Below are 18,971 nucleotides of genomic sequence, written 5' to 3' on the forward strand. Positions count from 1 at the left end.
TTTTTCAACCACGAATCATTTTCACTCGACCTCCCTCAATCCTAATCGCTTTACCTTCAACCAAACCTTCACTTACTTTTTTTCTGGCGGAAGTGAGGATTCGTTGAAAAGTGGATTGAGAAACTTTCATCTTTCTAGCCGCTTTAATTTGGTCAACACCCTGATAATCAGCCGAACGAATGGCTTCTAATTCATCGACACTTAATTTAACCTCCCTTAAATAGCGCAAAGGTACTCCCCGAGGTTTGTAGTAAGTCACCCCTGGTCGAAATGATATCCACCGCCATCTTTTTGGTCTAGGCACGGTTAAATTACTTGCCTTGAATTTCTTTTTCTTCTTTTGCGACGTCTTCTAATTCTTCTTGAAGCGCTTTTTTGTATTCTTTTAAAGCCTCAACTTCCTCTTCTTTGGATTGAGGCCAGCGCCAACCAAAATAACGGCCCATGCCCCGGCCGGGCGCAAAACGTCGGCGCCAACCCAAACCTAGTCCACAAGGACCAAAACCACGACCTGTTGAAGGTCCTTGACCTCTTGGTCCTGTTTGATCAAATCCTGGCATAAATATTCACCTCCTCTCTCTTATTATGAATATATACCCATTATAACATGAACAGGAGAGTTGTCAAGGATTATTTTTTTTCTAAGAGAATTATCTTTTCGGAGATTGTTTCTTCGCTCGGGCTGATTGGGCAAGGCCGGCTTTGCGGCGCTCTTTCATTCGGGGGTCACGAGTTAAAAGACCAGCTTTTTTTAAAGGTAGATGATAAAGTTCAGAGTTTTCTTTGTCCAAAGCTCTGGCTAAGCCATGGACAACCGCTCCCAATTGACCATTTTTACCTGATCCTCTAACCTTAACCGTCGCGTAATATTTCCCTTCAGTTTTGGTGACCTGAAACGGCTTCATGTAAATAAGTTCATTGACTTCACCCGGAAACCATTCTTCAATTGGCCGATTATTGACCATCAAATCGCCTTTACCTTTGAAGAGTCTTACCCGGGCCACTGCCTCTTTCCTTCGGCCAAGAGCATAAGTATAGGCTTTTTTCCGACCTCGCTTGGTTTTTCTAACCTTAACTGTTTTTTTAGTCGTCATTATTTTTTAAATTTATCCTGATAAAGATGTTGATCGTCGCTAAACACTTTCAATCTCCTTAATCTTCGATCTCTTAATTTATTTTTAGGTAGCATGCCATTGACAGCGTAGTGAATTATTTTTCTCGGATCACGCTTCATCAACTCCTCAAAAGTTTTTTCCTTAAAACCACCAGGATAACCAGAATGATGTTGGTAGAGTTTTTGTTTTCTTTTACGGCCACTGACTTCAACCTCGGCCGCATTAATAACAACAACATAATCACCGCAATCTAAATTGGGCGAGTAATAAACTTTGCTCTTACCAATCAATAATTCCGCAATCTGACTTGCTACCCGACCAAGTCTCTTATCCTTAACATCAATCAGGTACCAACCTCTTTTAATTTCACTTGCTTTGGTTGTCTTTGTTTTTTTCATTTTTTCCTCGCGCTAAGTCTTTCTTTTTCTTGTTCGACTTTTTTGTTTTTTCTTTTCCTGACTTTTCTTCAGATTTGGGTTTAACCACTAATTCTAACTTCACCATGGTGGCATCATCACCACGACGTTGACCTAGGCGAATTATTCTAGTAAAACCACTTGATCTATCTTTAAATTGGGGAGTAATATTATCTACCAACTTATTAACAACCTTTCTATCATTAAAGAAAGCCTCTATCGTTCGTCGAGTGTGGAGAGTATTCTTTTTGCCCTTGGTAACTAAGCGATCAAAAAGTCGACGGACTGCCTTAGCCTTACTCTCGGTTGTTTTGATTTCCCCATGCAAAATCAAAGCGCTGAGTAAATTTTTAAACAGCGCTCTACGGTGACTTCTGCTTCGAGATAGTTTCTTTTTAGCCACTCTATGCTTCATTTTACTCGATTCTCAGAAAAATAAGATTCTTGCTAAAGCAATCTCTCTTATTTCTTCTTTTTCTTGAGAGAAACTCCTTTTTGGGATAAGGCAGCTTCAACGATGTTGACCGACTTTTCACCTAAATTTTTGACTTTAGCCAAATCGGCTTCGGTCGCCTCAACCAGATTAGCGACCGTACCATAACCTCCTTTACGAAGAGCGTTGGCGATTCTGGTTGGTAAGTCAAGCTCCTCCACTGTCAATCTCAAATTTAAATTAGGCATTTCACTCTTGGCCTTCTCCTTTTTAGGCATCTTTTTAGGAGAAGCTATTTGTTGGAAATAGCCAACCAGAATCTCAGCTGCCTGTTTTAAGGCCTGACTGGGTTTAAGACTACCATCAGTGGTAATCTCGAAAACCAACCGATTCAAGTCAGTTCTCCGACCAACTCGAGTAGATTCGATTCGATAATTAACCTGAAGAATGGGACCAAAAATAGCGTCAATCGGAATCTCACCTAATTTTTCTACTTCTCTCTCTTCGGCCGGTAGATAACCATAACCAGTTTCAACAATCATCTCTGCCTTAAATCGATTCTTCCGACTAGCTAAATTGCCAATAACCAAGTCTGGATTAGCAATTTTAACATTAGCCGGTGTTTTAATATCACCAGCCTTAATTTCACCAGGACCAGTTTTTTCTAAAGTCAATTTGACTGGTTTTTTTCCTTCATAACCAACCTTAACCTGTTTAAGGCCAAGAATAAACTCAATAATATCTTCCTTTAATCCTTCAAGAGTAGAAAATTTATGCTTAACGCCCGCGATCTTTACTTGAGTGATGGCAGCACCTGGCAAAGCCGAAAGCAAAACTCGCCGCAAAGCATTACCCAGAGTGTGTCCAAATCCAAGCTCTAGGGGTTCAATCACAAAATGACCAAAATCTTGGGTTTCCTTTTCTTTTTTAATTCGAAATAATGGTTCTATCATAGACCTCCTTTTATTATTAAAATTATCTTGAATAATATTCGATTATTAACTTGTCGTCAATGGCAGCTTCAATTTCTTCTCTTTTTGGCAGACGCATCATTTTACCAATTGGGCCCTTCCTTTGCAACCATTTAGGCATATTTTTAGTCCTATCAGTCCAATTTTTCTCCACCGCTGCTATTTTCATCGCCTTCTCACTAATTCGAATAAGATCACCGGGTTTGACTTGATAAGAAGCAATGTTAACTTTCTTTTCATTAACATAAGCATGACCATGACTAACTAATTGCCTAGCAATTGACCGAGAAGGCGCTAAGCCTGAACGATAAACTACATTATCCAACCTTGATTCTAAGAGTTGAAAAAGAACTTCACCGGTCACTTGAGGATTTTTAGATGCCTTATCAATATAGCGGCGAAATTGTTTCTCTAAAATACCATAGAGTCTCCTCGCTTTTTGTTTTTCCCTCAACTGCTGACCATATTCACTTAATCTTTTCCTTAACCTAGGACCATGCTGGCCTGGAGGTACTGCACCCTTTCTTTCAATCGGGCACTTGGGCGAATAACAACGCTCACCCTTTAAAAAAAGTTTGATTCCTTCGCGTCGGCAGAGTCGACATTTAGCATCAGTATATCTTGCCATTTAAACTCTCCTTTTCTTTTTTGGCCTTGGTCCATTATGAGGAATTGGGGTCACGTCAGCAATCAAACTCATTTTGATGCCAGCGGCTCTCAGAGCCCTTAAGGCTGAATCGCGGCCCGATCCTGGGCCTTTAATGTAAACTTCAACTTCCCTGAAACCGTGAGCTAAAGCTTTTTTAGCGGCTTTTTCAACGGTACTAATAGCCGCAAAAGGAGTTGATTTCCTTGCTCCCTTAAAACCGACTTCACCCGAACTCCCCCAACAAACGGTATTACCTTTTAAATCAGTAAAGGTAATGATCGTGTTGTTAAAAGTAGCCTGAATGTAAACTTTTCCTTTAGCCACAATCTTAGGCTCTTTCTTTTGGGGTTTGGTTTTAGTTTTTTCTTTTTTAGCTTTAACCATCATGCCTCCTTGTCCTCTTTAGCTACTTTTTCCTCTTCTGGATTCTTCTCGGCAACACCAAACTTAGTTAAATCCTTCTTGCGCATTGCTCCAATTGTCTTTCGCTTACCCCTTTTTGTCCGAGCATTTGATCGAGTTCTCTGGCCACGAGAAGGTAAGCCCTGTAAATGTCTTGTTCCTCGATAACTTCCCGTCACTTTCAGTTGTTTAATATTCTCGTTCACAATCGTTCTTAACTCTCCCTCCGTAGGTATTTTTTCAACCGTCTTTTGTAAACGAGTAATTTCTTCAGCCGTCAAATCCTTAATTCTTTTATTAGCATCAACGGCCGCTGTTTCTAAAACCCCTTGAACATTCTTACGACCAATACCATAAATTGCGGTTAAACCACTATCAACTTTCTTTTCAACTGGTAAATCAACTCCGGCAATTCGAACAGCCATGATTAACCCTGTCTTTGCTTATGGCGAGGATTAGAACAAATAACGTAGACTCGCCCTCGCCGGCGAGCAATTTTACAATTTTTACAACGTTTTTTAACTGACGCTTTAACTTCCATAATTATTTCTCCCGATAAACTATTCTTCCTTTCGTCTCATCATAAGGTGTCAATTCTACCCGAACCTTATCTCCAGGCATCACTCGAATGTGATGGATTCTTATCTTGCCTGAAAGATGACACAAAAGCTTTCTACCATCTTCCAGTTCGACCCTAAACATTGTATTGGGCAAGGCTTCGGTGACTGTCCCGGTAGTTTCTTCTTTTTTCTCTTTAATCATTGATTGAATTTTAACAAAATTTAGTTACTTTTTCAAGCTTAATTAGGCATAAATCATTTTCGAGTCAAAACTAATGGCTCTCCTGGAGTCACAAGAATTGTGTCTTCAAAAAGAGCCGCTAAATGACCATCAACTGTTTCTACTGTCCAACCATCTTCTCCTACCATGACTTCCGAATTTCCTTGGGTATAAATTACCTCAATGGCCAAAGTCATGCCAGGCTTCAATTTTTCAGTCTCCTCTATTCTTTTTTGCAAATAACAGGGTATTTGAGGTGGTTCGTGTAATTTTTTTCCCACCCCATGACCCACTAAAGCCTGAACTGGTTGCCAACCTTTGCTCTTAATTGTTGTTTGGATTGCCTGAGAGAGATGGCCAATCCGATTACCTAGTCTGACTGACTTAATAGCAACCTCTAAAGCCTCCCTACCAACCGATAGAAATTCTCTTTCCTTAAGTCGTTGATTGGTGCCTATGTCACCTACTAGCAAGCTATTAGCCTTATCAGTGTGATAGCCTTTGTAAAAAATACCAATATCGACACTAAGAAGATCACCTACCTTTAATCGATAGTCATTAGGAATTCCATGAACAACTCCCTGATTAACATTTAAACAAGTCGCCCAATGATAATCCTTAACCATTTTGAAAGAAGGTTTCCCATTTTGTTTTTTAATGAGCTCTTCAGCCAGAGTATCGACCTCTTTTAAACTCATTCCTGGCTTAATTTTGAGTTGTTCAAAAACCCAAGCCAATTTCTTGCCTCCCTCTTGCATTATCTTGATCTCTTTAGCTGTTTTTAGGGGAATCATTGATTCAACCGTTTCATAATCTCCTGATGAATCACTTCGATTGGCCTCTCACCATCAATCTCTATCAAAATTCCCTGTTGGCGAACATAATTAATTAAAGGTTCAGTTAGTCGATGGTAAGTTTCCAATCTCTTCTTGACTATTTTTGGTTTGTCATCTTGGCGCAAAACTAACTTCACCTGACAAAAGTCGCAAAGTTTATCTTTTTTAGGCGGTCTTGTTACTAAATTATATTCTTTATCACATTTTGGACAGACTCGTCGAGAGCTAATTCTCTTAATTGAAGTCATCTCGATTACCTTTAAATGAATTACTTTATTAATCTTAGTTCCTCGTTCAGTTAAAATTTTTTCTAAATCCTGATATTGGCTCAATTTTCTTGGATAGCCATCAAAAACAATTCCCTTACTAGTTTTGACTTTATCTAGCCAAGAATTGGCTACCTTTTTAATAACTGAGTCAGGAACTAAAGTACCTTGTTGATAAATAATTTGATTGATCTTTTCGCCAAGAGATGTCTTTTGTTTAGCAATCTCTCTAAGAACTTCGCCCATCTCAAGATGAGCAAACCCAAGTTTTTTAGCTAAAAGCTCTGCTTGAGCACCCTTACCTGAAGCTTGTGGTCCTAAAACAATAAAATTCATTTTAAAAAGCCCTCATAGCTTCTCATTGTCATCATCGCTTCTAGTTGACGAGTTGTCTCCAAAATGACCGAAACGACAATCAAAATCCCGGTACCGCCAATCGTCATAGTGGCAATCCCAGTTAAACCTTGGGCAATTGAGGGTAAAATGGCAATCAAACCTAGGAAAATCGCTCCGGCTAAAGTGATTCGATTTAAAATTCGATTAAGATAATCAGCCGTTGGTTGACCCGGTCGAATTCCGGGAATGAAACCACCATATTTACGAATTTCCTCAGCAATTTTGTCTGGATTAAAAACCACCGCCGTGTAAAAATAGGTGAAACCAACCACTAATAAGAAATAGGTAAGATTATAGACAACACCGCCTGGTTGAAAGATGGTGGCCAAACTAACCGCTATTTTAGCAATCATTGGTTGAGGAACTCCCTGAAGAAAATTACCCAACATTGAGGGTAAAAGAATCAGGGAAACCGCAAAAATAATAGGAATCACTCCGGCTTGATTAATTTTCAAAGGTAAATAAGTTGATTGACCACCATAAATCTTTCTGCCTCTCATCCGACGGGCATACTGAATCCTAATTTTTCGACTCGCCTCGTCAACCACTATAATAGCCACAATTACCGCTAAGGCCATTGCTAGAAAAATGATGAGATTAAATAAATTACCTGGTTCGAAAATACTAAAAGTTTGACCAAGTTGGACCGGATAACGAGCGACAATACCGGCAAAAATTAACATGGAAATTCCGTTGCCAATGCCGTATTCACTAATCAGTTCGCCTAACCACATCAAGAAAATCGTTCCAGCCACCATGGTGATAACTAAACTAATTAAACTCAATGGTAAAAGGCTAGTAATGATCTGTTGGTTTTTTAAAAGAGCATACATACCCAAAGATTGAACCACAGCTAAAGGAACGGTTAAAATCCGAGTATATTGGTTAATTTTTTCTCGACCATATTCACCTTCTTTAGAAAGTTCTTCTAATTGAGGAATCACCATCGTCAATAATTGGAAAATAATTGAGGCATTAATATAGGGGTTAAGGCCAAGAGCCATAATTGAAAAATTAGCTAAAGTGCCACCCGAAAAAATATCTAATAAACCTAATAATTGATTGCGGGCAAAGAGCTCTCGCAGAGCGATGGTATTAACTCCACCTACGGGAACATGGGCGGCAAAGCGAAAAACAATAAAAATCCCGGCCGTAAAAAGGATTTTTTTTCTTAATTCGGCAATCTTCCAGGCGTTAAGAAGAGTATTAAGAATTCTATTCATCTCTTAACTTCTTTTTTATTAACTTTGGTTATTTCTTTTTTCTTCTTTGCTGCTTCCTTTTGGGTTTTAACTGGTTTTGTTTTCTTTTTCTTGGCCGGCTTAGACTTTAATCGATTGGCCTTAGGTTGCTTTTCAACCTCAACTACCTTGCCTCCGGCTTTTTCAATTTTTTTAGTCGCTCCTTTAGAGGCGGGTAACTCAATCGTCAGCGCCACGTTCAAATCACCATCACCTAAAATTTTAACTCCTTGTTTTTCAGCTTTATCACTTGTTATAATTCTCTTTTTGGCCAGAGTGGTCAAATTAACCTTTTCCCCTTTCTTAAAAAGATTAAGATATTTAAGGTTAACCACCAAGGGTTTAGGCTTTAATGACTTAAATCTTCCTTTACCTCGCTGAAGCGGCAATTTTTTGATAAAGGATTTTTTTGTTTTAGTTCCTTCAAAGGTCAAACCAACCTTGCCTCGAGCTTTTAATCCCTTCGCACCTCGACCAGAAGTATGACCACCTTTTCCCGAACCATAACCCCGACCAACTCTTTTCTTTTTCCTCTTAGTAGTTTTTGGTAATTTATCTAATTTTATCATTTTATTAATTTCCTTTTGGATGTTTAAGCTGCTTCAAAGCTTCAAGCGTCGCATAAACATTATTAATCTTATTATTACTCCCCAGGATTTTAGAAACAATATCCTTTATTCCCGCCGCTTCAACCACCACCCGAACCGCACCACCGGCTTTAACCCCTGTGCCCGGAGGAGCTGGTTTGATTAAGATTTTGGCAGCACCCCGTTTAATCCGCACCTCGTGAGGAATGGTAGTTCCTTTAATAGGCACCTCAATCATTTTCTTTTTAGCTTGTTTCATTCCTTTTTTGATTCCAGAAATAACGTCAGGCGCCCTGCCCAAACCAACACCAACCTTTCCCTTTTTATCACCAACAACGGTCAGAACCGAAAAGCTAATCCGATTACCTCCCTTTGTCTTTTTCGAAACTCGATTGACTTGAACCACCTTCTCTTCAAATTCTCTTTCTCCTTGATTTTCTTCCATCATTCTTCTTCTAGGTTGATTAAACATTGTTTTATTTTTCTTAATTTTAAATTAATTTTTTAAACCTTAATTAAAATTTAAGACCTCCTTCTCTGGCGCCTTCAGCAAGCGCTTTAACTCGTCCGTGATAGCGATAAGGACCGCGATCAAAAATAACCTTTTTGATCTTTTTCTTCAGCGCTTTTTTCGCCAAGGCTTCCCCAATTAACTTAGCTTTCTTGATTTTGGTAACTGGCTTAGCTTCTTTACCAAGATCTTTCTCACTCGATCCCACTAAAGTTTTACCCTGCTCATCATTAATAAGTTGAGTATAGATCCTCTTATTAGAACGAAAAACCGATAGTCTGGGTCTCTCGTTTGTCCCTTTAATTTTCTGTCTGACTCTGTTTTTTCTTTTTAATTCTTGCTCTTTTTTAGTCATCTTCCCTCCTGATTATTCACCACCACCAAAACCACCTTCGCCTGTCTTACCGGCTTTACCTGGTTTTCGCCTTACTTCTTCGTCTTGATAACGAACACCTTTGCCTTTATAAGGTTCGGGTGGTCTAATCTGACGAATTTTGGCGGCTACTTGACCAACTAAGGCTTTATCGATTCCAGAGATTTTGATTGTTTCTTTATCCTCAACTTCAAATTGGATTTCTTTAATTGGTTCAACTACCACTGGATGAGAAAAACCTAAAGACAAAACCAAATTTTCCTCCTGCTTTTCTACCCGATAACCTGTGCCTACTAATTTTAAGACTTTACTGTAGCCTTGAGTGACACCTGTAATCATATTAGCCACTAAAGTTCTTATTAGGCCGTGCAAAGAACGGCTGAATTTATCATTCTTTTTTCGAATGACTTTAATTTCATCTTGGCCAATCTCCAACTTGATTTCCGACCGAATCTTTTGCTTCAACTCGCCTAGGGGGCCTTTTACTGTCAAAGTTGAACCATGATAATTAATTTCGACTCCCTCTGGTATTTTAACTGGTTGTTGACCTATTCTCGACATTTTTCCTTTACCATAATTGACAAATAACTTCGCCGCCAAGTTTTTTCTTTCTGGCTTGTTTATCGGTCATTAAGCCTTTAGAGGTAGAAAGAATTCTCATCCCAAAACCACTCCGAACTGGCTTCAATTCTTCAGCTTGAAGATAAACCCTCAGACTAGGCTTCGAAACGCGTTCTATACTTGTAATCGCCGGCTCCTGGTAAGGATATTTCAAACCAACAACTAATTGTTTCTCTTGAGGTTTTTTACCTTCAACTTCTATCTTTTTGAGATAGCCTTCCTGAACCAAAATCTTAGTTAAATTTTCTTTAGCAGCCGAATAAGGCACTTCAAATTTCCTTTTTCGAACGGCATAGCCATTTCTAATTCTGGTAATCAAATCACCAATTGGATCAGTCATTTTACCAACTTGCCTTGGTCACCCCAGGCAACTCTCCTCTATGAGCTAATTCACGAAAACAAAGCCGACAAAGACCAAAAAGACGTAAAAAGCCTCTTGGCCGACCACAAAGCTGACAGCGATTGTGTTGTCGAGTCGGATACTTTGGTTTTCGACCATCTTTAACGACTTTTGATTTTTTTGCCATTATTTTTCTCCTTTTTCAAAAGGCATACCTAATAACTCTAACAATCTCTTGGCCTTTTCGTTTGTTCGGGCATTAGTCACAAGCGTCATCTCCAAACCTCTGACTTTGTCCACCCTAGAATGGTCAATCTCTGAAAAAACAATCTGTTCTGATATCCCAAGACTGTAATTACCCTGACCATCAAAGCTCTTCAAAGAAACCCCTTGAAAATCTCTTAACCGAGGTAAAACGACGCTTATCAGCTTTTCTAAAAAATCATACATCCGGCGGCCTCTTAAAGTAACCATGAGGCCAATTGGCTGGCCTTTGCGCAATTTAAAACCAGCAATTGATTGCCGAGCCAGAGTCATTTTAGGTCGTTGGCCAGTAATCACCGCTAAATCTTCACTGGCTGACTTTAAAGCCTTCTTGTCAGTTAAAGCATCACTTAAACCAATATTAACCATAATCTTCTCCAATCTTGGTGCCGCTAAAGAATTACCTAGATCAAATTCTTTAGCCAGTTGAGGAGCAATTTCCTTCTGATATTTTTCTTTTAAATTGTTGCTTGACATTTTCGACAGATTCTTGTTTTAACCGCCTTACTATGAACCTTGCCACTCTTTTGTTCAATTCGATAACCGACTCGGGTCGGTTTTTTACATTTCGGACAAAAAAGGGCGACGTTAGCCACGAATAAAGGTTTAACAATTTCAATAATCCCGCCTGGTTTTTTCTCGCTTTGCTTCCGAGCATGTTTTTTATAAACATTAATGCCGGGAATAAGCACCTTATTGGTCTTGGGAAAAATTTTTTCAATTTTTCCTTTTCGACCTTTATCTTTACCTTTAAGAACGATAACTGAATCACCTTTCCTTATTTTCATATAACCTCCTTAGCCAAAGAAACAATCTTAGCATAACCTAAATCTTTAATTTCCCTAGCCACTGGACCTAAAATTCTGGTTCCTTTTGGGTTGCCATGCTTATCAATAATCACCGCCGCATTATCATCAAAACGAACAAAAGAACCATCAGCCCGACCCTGTTCCTTCTTGGTTCTAACAATGACAGCCTTAACTATCTCGGCATCTTCAACCACGCCATTAGAATCAGCCTGATCAACAACGGCCACGACAACGTCACCAATTTTACCGAATCGCCTCTTCGAACCACCTAAAACCCGGATTACTTTTAATTTTTTTGCCCCAGCATTATCGGCTGGTTTTAAGACCGTTCTTAATTGAATCATTTTTTAACCACCTCTAAAACCTTCCATTTTTTAGTTTTGCTGATTGGTTTTGTCTCCGTAATAATGACTTGATCGCCAACTTTAACCCCCAATTCATCATGGGCATGAAATTTTTTCTTAACTTTCATTCTCTTTTTATAAATAGGATGAGTCTTAAACCTAATAATCTCAACAGTAGCCGTTTTATTCATTTTAGTCCTAACAACTTCACCTTTAAATTTTTTCATTTAGTTAACTCCTTTTCTCTTAGAATTGTTTTTAAAACCGCCAGATGATGACGCTGATTCATTAACTGACGAGTGTTCTTAAGTTTACCTGCTCTTAATTCTAATCTTAACTTAGTTAATTTTTCCTCTACCTTAATAATTTCTTTTTGTAATTGAGCGATGGTTTTTTGATGCAATTCCTGTTTTTCTTTATCTTTCATTCTACTCCTTCTTAATAAACTTAATTTTAAAAGGTAATTTGGCTCCGGCTCGCCTAATCGCTTCTTTAGCCATCTTTTCATCAACACCAGCCAATTCAAAAATAATTCTACCAGGTGTAACCACAGCAACGTGATGATCAATAGCGCCTTTACCCGATCCCATCCTGACGCCTGCTGGTTTCTTGGTAACTGGTTTATCGGGAAAAACTCGAATCCAAATTTTACCTTGTCTTTTGGTTTGATGGGTAATCGCTTTCCGAGCCGCTTCAATTTGCCGGGCCATCAGCCAACCGCGACCAAGACTTTTCAAACCATAATCACCAAAAGCCAAAGTTGAACCTTTAATTGACTTACCTTTCATTCTGCCTCGAAATTGTTTTCGGTATTTAGCTCTTTTTGGTTCTAGCATGATTATTCTTCTTTCTCGCCTTTATAAACCCAAACTTTCACTCCAACATAACCAAATCTAGTGGTGGCTGGAATTTGAGCATAGTCAATTTCCGCTCGCAAAGTCTGTAAAGGAATGGCTCCCTTTTTAAAAGTTTCTGTTCGACTAATTTCCGCCCCGCCGACTCGACCTGAGAGAGCAATCTTAATCCCCTGAGCGCCGGCATCCATGGCTCGTTCAACCGTTTTATTGGCCACTCGCCGATAAGGCATCCTTTTCTCTAATTGCTGAACGACTCGAACCGCTATCAATTGGGCTGATAGTTCTGGTTCTTTGACTTCTTCAACATCCAACTCCAGATTCTTTTCTGGTTCAGTTAGACTAACCATTTTTACTAATTCCTTTTTTAAAAGCTCTAGGCCAGAACCGCCTCGACCAATGACCACTCCTGGCCGGGAAACTTTTAAGGTAATTTTCATTTTGTTAATTGATCGTTCAATCTGAGCTTCAACGATACCGGCTAAAGCCAATTTATCCATAAGATAACGACGGATTTGATGATCCTCCAAAATATTTTTTCGATATTGTTTGGAATCACGAGCAAACCAACGTGATCGCCACTGCTTAGAATTTGTTAATCTAAATCCAAAAGGATTAACTTTTTGTCCCACGTTTTTTTCCTTTTTTAACTTTAGTAGAAATCGGTTTTTTCTCTTTCTTGATTGATTTTTTAGCCTTTTTTTCTTCCTCACCTTCAAGAATAATTTTAATATGAGCCATTTTCTTCAAAATCTGATGAACTCTGCCTTTGGCAACAAAACGATAACGTTTCATTTGAGGGCCTTCACCAATTTCTAATCTTTTAATTTTCAGATCATCTTTCTTAAGATGAAAATTATTTTCGGCATTGGCAATCCCTTGTCTTAAAGTTTTTAATAATAATCTGGCAGCCTTTTTATTGAAACTTTTCAAGATTATCTCTGCTTCTAGAGCCTTTAGACCACGAACCTCAGCCGCTACTAAACGTAACTTCCTTGGTGTCTGGCGAACAAATTTGGTTTGAGCAATAATTTCCATTTTTCTTTAAGTTTTAGTAACCATTCGCTTAACTACTCGACCATGGCCTCGAAAAGTCCGAGTCGGCGCAAATTCACCTAATCGTTGGCCAACCATGGACTCGGAAACAAAAACATCAATAAAATTTCGACCATTATGGACCTGAAAAGTATGACCCACAAATTCTGGTGGAATTTGACTAGCTCGAGCCCAAGTTTTAATCGGCTCCTTTTTACCTGTTCCTTTCTGGGTCATAACCTTTTTAAATAATTTTTGGTCGATATATGGTCCTTTTTTACTGGATCTACTCATAGCGCCTCTTTCTGCCTTTAATGATTAACTTATCACTATATTTCTTTGATTTTCGCGTCTTTTTCCCTAAGGTCTTTTTTCCCCAAGGTGACTTAGGGCTAGGCATACCAATCCCGGAACGACCTTCACCACCACCGTGCGGATGAGAACTGGGATTTTGGGCCACTCCTCGAACCGAGGGGCGAATCCCCATATGCCTTTTTCTGCCCGCTTTACCTAATTTTCTGGTTTTCAATTCTGGCTTACCAACCTGACCAACAGTGGCGTAACAATCTTCCTTAATTAATCTTTGCTCGCTTGATGGTAATTTGACAATAACATAACCTTTTTCCTTACTGGCAATCGTTGCCCCAGTACCCGCGCCGCGAACAATTTGACCACCCTTACCTGGCATTAACTCGATATTGTGGATAACTGTTCCCACTCTAATCATCTTTAAGGGTAAGGCATTACCAGGTTTAATTTCCGCTTTTTCACCAGCCATAACCAGATCACCAACTTTTAAACCAACTGGGGTAAGAATGTACCTTTTTGCTCCATCCGGATAGTGCAAAAGAGAGATATCGGCTCCACGATTAGGCGAGCATTCAATCGAAACGACTTTAGCTTCGATATCTCTTTTATTTCTCCTGAAATCAATTTCCCTCAGAAACCTTTTTTGTCGACCACCCTGGTGGCGAGTTGTTACCTTGCCAAGAGCATTCCTACCCGAATGTTTCTTTAAGATTTTCTTTAATTTTTTTTCTTTTCTTGCCATCTTTATTATTCTCCAGTTTCAAAAATATCAATTTTTTCTCCTTCAGCTAATTCAACTACGGCTTTTTTCCAATCTGGCTGCTTAATCGGTTGGCGATTACGACCACTCCGCTTAGTTTTTCCTCGAAAATTAACCGTTCTCACCTTGATAACCTTAACACCAAATGTCTTTTCAATTACTTGGGCAATCTCTAACTTATTGGCTCTCCGATCAACCTCAAAAACATAGCGCCCCCAGGCTGACTCTTGGGTTCCTTTTTCAGTAACAATTGGTCTTTTAAAAATATCTTTAGCTTTCATTATTTCAAAAAAGTCTCTTTTAATTTTTTAATACTTTCTTCCATTAAAACAATCTGTTGATGATTCAAAACTTGGTAAGTATTAAGCTGATTAGCCTGAACCAACTCAATCCCAACTAGATTCCTTGAAGCCCGAATAACGTTTTCCAAAACTTCTGGCAAAACCAAAAGAATCTTCACTTTTTTTTCCTTTTTTTCTTTTAAAGGCAAACTCGCAAGAACCGCAGCCATGATCTTAGTCTTTGGTTCCACCTTGCTCAATCCCTTAACCGCAACTATTTCTTTTTCCTTAAATTTACTTGTTAAAGCGGAAAACAAGGCTTGGCGTTTCATTTTCTTGCTCATTTTCAATTTATAATTTTCCTTGCCCGTCGGACTGTGAGCCCGACCACCACCAACAAAAATCGGGGCATAACGATCACCGTGACGGGCCCGACCCGTGCCTTTTTGACGCCAAATTTTTCTTCGGGAACCTGTGACTTCGGCCCGAGTTTTGGTTTTAGCACCGGCTTTTCTTTGATTTGAAAGATAAACCCTAATAGCCTGAGTCATTAAGAGCTGGTTAATTTTAGCTTCAAATATCTCTTTAGGTAAACTAACTTGACCTGCCTTTCTACCAGAAATTGTGTAGAGATCTGCTTTAGCCATTTTCTTTTACCTCCTCAGTTTGTTTTTCTTTTGGTTTTTCCTCTTTTTTCTCTCCTGGTTTTTCCTCTTGACCTGATTCTGGTTTAGTTTTAGCTGCTTCGGCGGCAGTCAAAGATTCTTTAGCTTCTTTTTCTCGCCGCAAACGCTCAATTCGCTGTCCCTCAGTTTCTTCAATCTCTTTCTTACCCATCTCCATTAAAGGTACAAACCGCTTGTCTTTGCCTGTTTTGGTAATAATCAAAAACCCATTTCGGGCTCCTGGAACCAATCCTTTAATTAATAATTCTTCATTTTCCTCATCAACTGCCTGGAGTGTTAATCCCTTAACCGCTATTCGGGCGTTACCGGATCGACCTGGCATTTTCTTGCCTTTGTGAACCCTACCGGGTGTGGTGCCTTGGCCAATTGAACCTGGTGCTCTTTCTCGATCAGATTGACCATGAGTTCGCGGTCCACCTTTAAAGCCCCAGCGTTTCATTACACCGGTAAAACCCTTGCCTTTTGACCAACCAGTCACTTTTACCTGGTCGCCCGGCTGAAAAATATCAGTAATCTTAATTCGTCCGCCCACTTTAATCTCATCCCCAAAAGGCTTCTCTAATCTAATTTCCCGCAAAAAACGAGGAGCCTTTTCTAATTTGGCTCCTTTTAAGTGTCCTTTTAATGGCTTCTTAATCTTAGTTATTTTTTTCTCCCCCCAACCAATCTGAACTGCATGATAGCCGTCTTTCTTCTCTTTCCGAACCTGAACCACATGACAAGGCCCAGCTTTAACTCTGGTTACTGGTATTCTTGTTCCGTCTTGAGTAAATCTCTGATTTACCTCTTTTTTTATGCCTAAAATCGCGTTCAGCATTTTGACCACCAAAAAGAGTGCCGGAGGCACTCTTAGGATTACTCCATTAACTAAATTAGTTTAATTTCAATAGGTGTTTAACCTCACCTCCATTACTGAGTATTATAGAAAAATTTAGGATAAAAAGCAAGCTGATTCTTAGTGTAATAGAAAATGTTCGAACCGCGACAATTTTAAGAGAAAATTCTTTATTTTTTAATCGCTTTTATTAATAGCCTGGTAGGAACAGAAGAATATTTCTTATATTCCGTCAAGTTTTTTTTGGCTTCTTCGCCCATAGGAATTGGCTCTTCAACAGTCATTAAGTCAAAACCAGAATTTATTGTTGTATTAATGTAATCTGAAATCTTTTTCGGATGATATTCAATTTCTGTTCCCCAAGGCGTTTTTTCTATCTTTACTTTATTACTGAAGTATTCTGAATGATTAGTAACAAACCGAAGTGGGTGAATAGCAATAAGAAATAGATATCCTCCTCTTACTAACCATCTGGAGATATTCTCCATTGTTTTCTTAAAATCCTTTTGACTTAAGTAATTAAAAGTCATATTACTTACGACAAGGTCTAAGCTTTCACTCCGTAGTTTTAAATTAGGCAAGTCTGCCTGTATAAGTTTCACATTAGGAAAAGACTTTCGGGTGATATTTAGCATATCGGAACTTATGTCAGTTCCGATAAGATTTTTTTCCTGCACTCCCAAATCGAAAAGAAGTTTCATTGTTCTCCCAGCCCCACAACCAGCATCAAGAACCTGCATATCACTTTTCAATATTGGTTTTAAGTGCTTTTCTATTGCTGGTTTTTCTATAAATTTCCAACTAAATGATTTCTCTGAAAACTGGACATACTTGGCGGCTTGGGCGCCTGAATACTTTATTTTCATGGGGCTAATTATACTTGAAAAACAAATTATATTCAGTCAACAAAAGTCAGGGCTACACCCTTTTTTCCCATTCTTCCTGTTCTACCTATCCGATGGACATAATCACCATATGTTCTTGGTACGTCATAGTTGATGACATGAGTCACATTCTCTATGTCAATCCCTCTGGAAGCCACATCTGTCGCCAGTAAAATCTGAACCTCATTATTCTTTAACATATTCAAAGCCCGCAACCTCTGTCCCTGGCTCTTGTTACCATGAATCGCCGCAGCTTTGAAACCTCTCTGGGTTAGATTTGCTTCAAGCTTGTTCACTCCCCATTTGGTTCGGCCAAAAACCAAAACCTTCCTAAATTCCTCTTTAATCAACAGCTGGTGAAGAATCTCAAGTTTGTTTTTGCCCCGAGTTCGAATTATGTCTTGATCAACATTTTGAGGAGTCACACCGGTTTTTACCGACACTGTTACTGGATCAACTAAAAAACTTTGCATAATCACCTCAGTTTCCTTTGGTATCGTTGCCGAGAAGAATAAAGATTGGCGACTCTTTGGTAAAAATGAAATAATATGTCGGATATCGTTGATAAATCCCATGTCCAACATACGATCAACTTCATCTAAGACCACGTTTCCGTATTGACTTAAGTTCAAAATCCGTCGTCCTTCTAGATCCTTTATCCTCCCAGGGGTTCCAATCACAAAATTTGGCTGACGTGACAACTCGCGTGCCTGGACATTCAGTGAGGCACCTCCAATACATAGTGTTGAGAAAACTCTCGTACCCAAACTAAACAATTTAAATTCGTCTTGAATCTGTGAAGCTAGTTCGCGAGTAGGTGCCACGATTAAAACCTTTTGACTTCGATCTTTTGACACTTTTGTAATCAAAGGTAGTAAAAAAGCCGCTGTTTTTCCAGTTCCTGTGTTGGCAAGACCAACCAAGTCCCTTCCTTCCAATACGGGAAGTATTGCCTGGTCTTGAATTGCAGTCGGCTTGTCAAAACCACGCACTAGAATATTCTTTTTTACAGTTTCATCCAAAGGAAAGTCTGAAAAACTATTCGCTGGCACATATGGCATTTCGACAACGTCAATAGCCTTTTTGACAAACATAAGTGGGTTCAAGGAAGCACCTTTGCTTCGGTATCTACCTTGACCTCCTGATCTGTTTGGTCGATATTGACCAAAAGATCTATTATTCTGCCCGCGAAAACCACGGGAACGATCGCGCTTAAAATTTCTCATTTTTATTATATTAATGGCTTTAAAGGAGACGATTTGAAAAAAGGGGAAGATACGAATACCTAAACCAAATAAACCGACTCAAATCAGTATTAACTACTGATCAATATTTAAAGCTAACGGAAAGCATTGTAACACATCTAATTATCACTGTCAAACTATAGGATATTTGCTCACTTTTTCCCTTTAGTATCTTTTTTCTTGACTGGCGTTAACACTTCAATAGCTTTATCTGCTTTCTTGATTGTTGATTTTTTACTCTTTTTCGCCTTATTCTCTACCAACTTTGGTTTCTTCTCCCCGACCGACGATAGCAAATCAATAATTATATCAAGCCTGGTATTTAGAATTTCAATTTTTTCTACAAGTTGTGAAATGCTACGACTATTTATATCGCTTTGCGAAGGCCTTCTTGAATCTCTGTCGCCAAAACTTCTTCTGGGAGAACCTCTTCTGTCTCTTGATCTATCACTATCGCTTCCGCCTTTCTTCTCAAAACAGTCACTGCAATATACTGGCTTCTCACCGCTTGGCCTGAAGGGTACTTGACAATCCTTGCCACATTCATCGCAAACTGCATTGTGCAATAAAGGCCTTCTTGAATCTCTGTCGCCAAAACTTCTTCTGGGAGAACCTCTTCTGTCTCTTGATCTATCACCTGGATTAAAGTTTCTCATAAATGCTCCTACTAAATATTAAATATATTAGTGAGTATATGTATTATTAGTATAAATAGCAAGGAATACTGTA

At 39.0% G+C, this 18,971-nt stretch carries 35 protein-coding genes and 1 pseudogene; all 36 read right to left on the reverse strand.

Annotated elements, in window-relative coordinates:
• Positions 1 to 4: 4 nt before the first annotated feature.
• Positions 5 to 304 carry a DUF134 domain-containing protein gene (locus VMY36_02105; GenBank protein ID HUV42678.1) on the reverse strand — a complete coding sequence of 100 codons (300 nt, stop codon included), beginning with the start codon at positions 302 to 304 and terminating at the stop codon, positions 5 to 7.
• A 7-nt stretch (positions 305 to 311) separates the two neighbouring features.
• Complete coding sequence (locus VMY36_02110; GenBank protein HUV42679.1) at positions 312 to 560, reverse strand: DUF5320 domain-containing protein; 249 nt, start codon at positions 558 to 560, stop codon at positions 312 to 314.
• A 90-nt stretch (positions 561 to 650) separates the two neighbouring features.
• Positions 651 to 1,094 (reverse strand): 30S ribosomal protein S9, encoded by a 444-nt coding sequence (gene rpsI, locus VMY36_02115; protein HUV42680.1) that lies wholly within the window; start codon positions 1,092 to 1,094, stop codon positions 651 to 653.
• A complete protein-coding gene (rplM, locus tag VMY36_02120; GenBank protein HUV42681.1) occupies positions 1,094 to 1,513 on the reverse strand; it encodes a 50S ribosomal protein L13 in 420 nt (139 codons plus the stop codon). The genes rpsI and rplM overlap by 1 nt, the downstream gene beginning before the upstream one ends.
• The gene (gene rplQ, locus VMY36_02125; protein HUV42682.1) at positions 1,482 to 1,946 is read right to left on the reverse strand and encodes a 50S ribosomal protein L17; all 465 of its coding nucleotides are present in this window, start codon (positions 1,944 to 1,946) and stop codon (positions 1,482 to 1,484) included. Before rplQ ends, rplM begins: the two co-directional genes overlap by 32 nt.
• A 47-nt stretch (positions 1,947 to 1,993) precedes the next feature.
• A complete protein-coding gene (locus VMY36_02130) occupies positions 1,994 to 2,917 on the reverse strand; it encodes a DNA-directed RNA polymerase subunit alpha (protein ID HUV42683.1) in 924 nt (307 codons plus the stop codon).
• Positions 2,918 to 2,939: 22 nt separating this feature from the next.
• Positions 2,940 to 3,563, reverse strand: coding sequence for a 30S ribosomal protein S4 (gene rpsD / locus VMY36_02135; protein HUV42684.1), 624 nt, complete (start codon positions 3,561 to 3,563; stop codon positions 2,940 to 2,942).
• A complete protein-coding gene (gene rpsK, locus VMY36_02140) occupies positions 3,564 to 3,968 on the reverse strand; it encodes a 30S ribosomal protein S11 (protein ID HUV42685.1) in 405 nt (134 codons plus the stop codon). It abuts the gene before it with no gap.
• A complete protein-coding gene (rpsM, locus tag VMY36_02145; GenBank protein ID HUV42686.1) occupies positions 3,968 to 4,411 on the reverse strand; it encodes a 30S ribosomal protein S13 in 444 nt (147 codons plus the stop codon). Before rpsM ends, rpsK begins: the two co-directional genes overlap by 1 nt.
• Before the next feature lie 2 nt (positions 4,412 to 4,413).
• Positions 4,414 to 4,527, reverse strand: coding sequence for a 50S ribosomal protein L36 (rpmJ, locus tag VMY36_02150; GenBank protein HUV42687.1), 114 nt, complete (start codon positions 4,525 to 4,527; stop codon positions 4,414 to 4,416).
• 2 nt (positions 4,528 to 4,529) lie between these two features.
• On the reverse strand, positions 4,530 to 4,748 hold the full coding sequence (infA, locus tag VMY36_02155; protein ID HUV42688.1) for a translation initiation factor IF-1: 219 nt from the start codon (positions 4,746 to 4,748) through the stop codon (positions 4,530 to 4,532).
• Between the two features lie 53 nt (positions 4,749 to 4,801).
• Positions 4,802 to 5,560, reverse strand: coding sequence for a type I methionyl aminopeptidase (gene map, locus VMY36_02160; GenBank protein ID HUV42689.1), 759 nt, complete (start codon positions 5,558 to 5,560; stop codon positions 4,802 to 4,804).
• The gene (locus VMY36_02165) at positions 5,557 to 6,204 is read right to left on the reverse strand and encodes a nucleoside monophosphate kinase (GenBank protein HUV42690.1); all 648 of its coding nucleotides are present in this window, start codon (positions 6,202 to 6,204) and stop codon (positions 5,557 to 5,559) included. Before VMY36_02165 ends, map begins: the two co-directional genes overlap by 4 nt.
• The gene (secY, locus tag VMY36_02170) at positions 6,201 to 7,487 is read right to left on the reverse strand and encodes a preprotein translocase subunit SecY (protein ID HUV42691.1); all 1,287 of its coding nucleotides are present in this window, start codon (positions 7,485 to 7,487) and stop codon (positions 6,201 to 6,203) included. The genes VMY36_02165 and secY overlap by 4 nt, the downstream gene beginning before the upstream one ends.
• On the reverse strand, positions 7,484 to 8,074 hold the full coding sequence (gene rplO / locus VMY36_02175) for a 50S ribosomal protein L15 (GenBank protein ID HUV42692.1): 591 nt from the start codon (positions 8,072 to 8,074) through the stop codon (positions 7,484 to 7,486). The genes secY and rplO overlap by 4 nt, the downstream gene beginning before the upstream one ends.
• Before the next feature lie 4 nt (positions 8,075 to 8,078).
• The gene (gene rpsE / locus VMY36_02180; protein ID HUV42693.1) at positions 8,079 to 8,564 is read right to left on the reverse strand and encodes a 30S ribosomal protein S5; all 486 of its coding nucleotides are present in this window, start codon (positions 8,562 to 8,564) and stop codon (positions 8,079 to 8,081) included.
• A 43-nt stretch (positions 8,565 to 8,607) separates the two neighbouring features.
• Positions 8,608 to 8,958: a 50S ribosomal protein L18 gene (gene rplR, locus VMY36_02185; protein HUV42694.1), complete on the reverse strand. Its 351-nt coding sequence runs from the start codon at positions 8,956 to 8,958 to the stop codon at positions 8,608 to 8,610.
• Between the two features lie 12 nt (positions 8,959 to 8,970).
• Positions 8,971 to 9,537 carry a 50S ribosomal protein L6 gene (rplF, locus tag VMY36_02190; protein HUV42695.1) on the reverse strand — a complete coding sequence of 189 codons (567 nt, stop codon included), beginning with the start codon at positions 9,535 to 9,537 and terminating at the stop codon, positions 8,971 to 8,973.
• Positions 9,538 to 9,544: 7 nt separating this feature from the next.
• Positions 9,545 to 9,937 (reverse strand): 30S ribosomal protein S8, encoded by a 393-nt coding sequence (gene rpsH, locus VMY36_02195; protein HUV42696.1) that lies wholly within the window; start codon positions 9,935 to 9,937, stop codon positions 9,545 to 9,547.
• A 1-nt stretch (position 9,938) separates the two neighbouring features.
• Positions 9,939 to 10,124, reverse strand: a complete 186-nt coding sequence (locus tag VMY36_02200) for a type Z 30S ribosomal protein S14 (GenBank protein HUV42697.1) — start codon at positions 10,122 to 10,124, stop codon at positions 9,939 to 9,941.
• A complete protein-coding gene (gene rplE / locus VMY36_02205) occupies positions 10,124 to 10,678 on the reverse strand; it encodes a 50S ribosomal protein L5 (protein ID HUV42698.1) in 555 nt (184 codons plus the stop codon). The genes VMY36_02200 and rplE overlap by 1 nt, the downstream gene beginning before the upstream one ends.
• Positions 10,660 to 10,989, reverse strand: coding sequence for a 50S ribosomal protein L24 (gene rplX, locus VMY36_02210; GenBank protein HUV42699.1), 330 nt, complete (start codon positions 10,987 to 10,989; stop codon positions 10,660 to 10,662). Before rplX ends, rplE begins: the two co-directional genes overlap by 19 nt.
• Positions 10,986 to 11,354: a 50S ribosomal protein L14 gene (gene rplN / locus VMY36_02215; protein ID HUV42700.1), complete on the reverse strand. Its 369-nt coding sequence runs from the start codon at positions 11,352 to 11,354 to the stop codon at positions 10,986 to 10,988. The genes rplX and rplN overlap by 4 nt, the downstream gene beginning before the upstream one ends.
• Entirely contained in the window at positions 11,351 to 11,581 is a 231-nt protein-coding gene (gene rpsQ / locus VMY36_02220) for a 30S ribosomal protein S17 (protein HUV42701.1), read from the reverse strand. The genes rplN and rpsQ overlap by 4 nt, the downstream gene beginning before the upstream one ends.
• Complete coding sequence (gene rpmC, locus VMY36_02225) at positions 11,578 to 11,781, reverse strand: 50S ribosomal protein L29 (protein HUV42702.1); 204 nt, start codon at positions 11,779 to 11,781, stop codon at positions 11,578 to 11,580. Before rpmC ends, rpsQ begins: the two co-directional genes overlap by 4 nt.
• A 1-nt stretch (position 11,782) precedes the next feature.
• Entirely contained in the window at positions 11,783 to 12,190 is a 408-nt protein-coding gene (gene rplP / locus VMY36_02230; protein HUV42703.1) for a 50S ribosomal protein L16, read from the reverse strand.
• Positions 12,191 to 12,192: 2 nt separating this feature from the next.
• Positions 12,193 to 12,840, reverse strand: coding sequence for a 30S ribosomal protein S3 (gene rpsC, locus VMY36_02235; GenBank protein HUV42704.1), 648 nt, complete (start codon positions 12,838 to 12,840; stop codon positions 12,193 to 12,195).
• Entirely contained in the window at positions 12,824 to 13,246 is a 423-nt protein-coding gene (rplV, locus tag VMY36_02240; protein HUV42705.1) for a 50S ribosomal protein L22, read from the reverse strand. Before rplV ends, rpsC begins: the two co-directional genes overlap by 17 nt.
• A 6-nt stretch (positions 13,247 to 13,252) precedes the next feature.
• On the reverse strand, positions 13,253 to 13,537 hold the full coding sequence (rpsS, locus tag VMY36_02245) for a 30S ribosomal protein S19 (GenBank protein HUV42706.1): 285 nt from the start codon (positions 13,535 to 13,537) through the stop codon (positions 13,253 to 13,255).
• Entirely contained in the window at positions 13,530 to 14,294 is a 765-nt protein-coding gene (gene rplB / locus VMY36_02250; protein ID HUV42707.1) for a 50S ribosomal protein L2, read from the reverse strand. The genes rpsS and rplB overlap by 8 nt, the downstream gene beginning before the upstream one ends.
• A 5-nt stretch (positions 14,295 to 14,299) precedes the next feature.
• Entirely contained in the window at positions 14,300 to 14,593 is a 294-nt protein-coding gene (gene rplW, locus VMY36_02255) for a 50S ribosomal protein L23 (GenBank protein ID HUV42708.1), read from the reverse strand.
• Positions 14,593 to 15,240, reverse strand: a complete 648-nt coding sequence (gene rplD / locus VMY36_02260; GenBank protein HUV42709.1) for a 50S ribosomal protein L4 — start codon at positions 15,238 to 15,240, stop codon at positions 14,593 to 14,595. The genes rplW and rplD overlap by 1 nt, the downstream gene beginning before the upstream one ends.
• A 226-nt stretch (positions 15,241 to 15,466) precedes the next feature.
• Positions 15,467 to 16,096: pseudogene (gene rplC, locus VMY36_02265) on the reverse strand (50S ribosomal protein L3).
• A 188-nt stretch (positions 16,097 to 16,284) separates the two neighbouring features.
• The gene (locus tag VMY36_02270; protein ID HUV42710.1) at positions 16,285 to 16,980 is read right to left on the reverse strand and encodes a class I SAM-dependent methyltransferase; all 696 of its coding nucleotides are present in this window, start codon (positions 16,978 to 16,980) and stop codon (positions 16,285 to 16,287) included.
• 32 nt (positions 16,981 to 17,012) lie between these two features.
• Positions 17,013 to 18,224 (reverse strand): DEAD/DEAH box helicase, encoded by a 1,212-nt coding sequence (locus tag VMY36_02275; GenBank protein HUV42711.1) that lies wholly within the window; start codon positions 18,222 to 18,224, stop codon positions 17,013 to 17,015.
• A gap of 385 nt (positions 18,225 to 18,609) precedes the next feature.
• Positions 18,610 to 18,879 carry a hypothetical protein gene (locus tag VMY36_02280; protein HUV42712.1) on the reverse strand — a complete coding sequence of 90 codons (270 nt, stop codon included), beginning with the start codon at positions 18,877 to 18,879 and terminating at the stop codon, positions 18,610 to 18,612.
• Between the last annotated feature and the right edge of the window lie 92 nt (positions 18,880 to 18,971).

The organism is Patescibacteria group bacterium (genome assembly GCA_035529375.1).
Lineage (GTDB): Bacteria > Patescibacteriota > Microgenomatia > PFEM01 > JAHIFH01 > DATKWU01.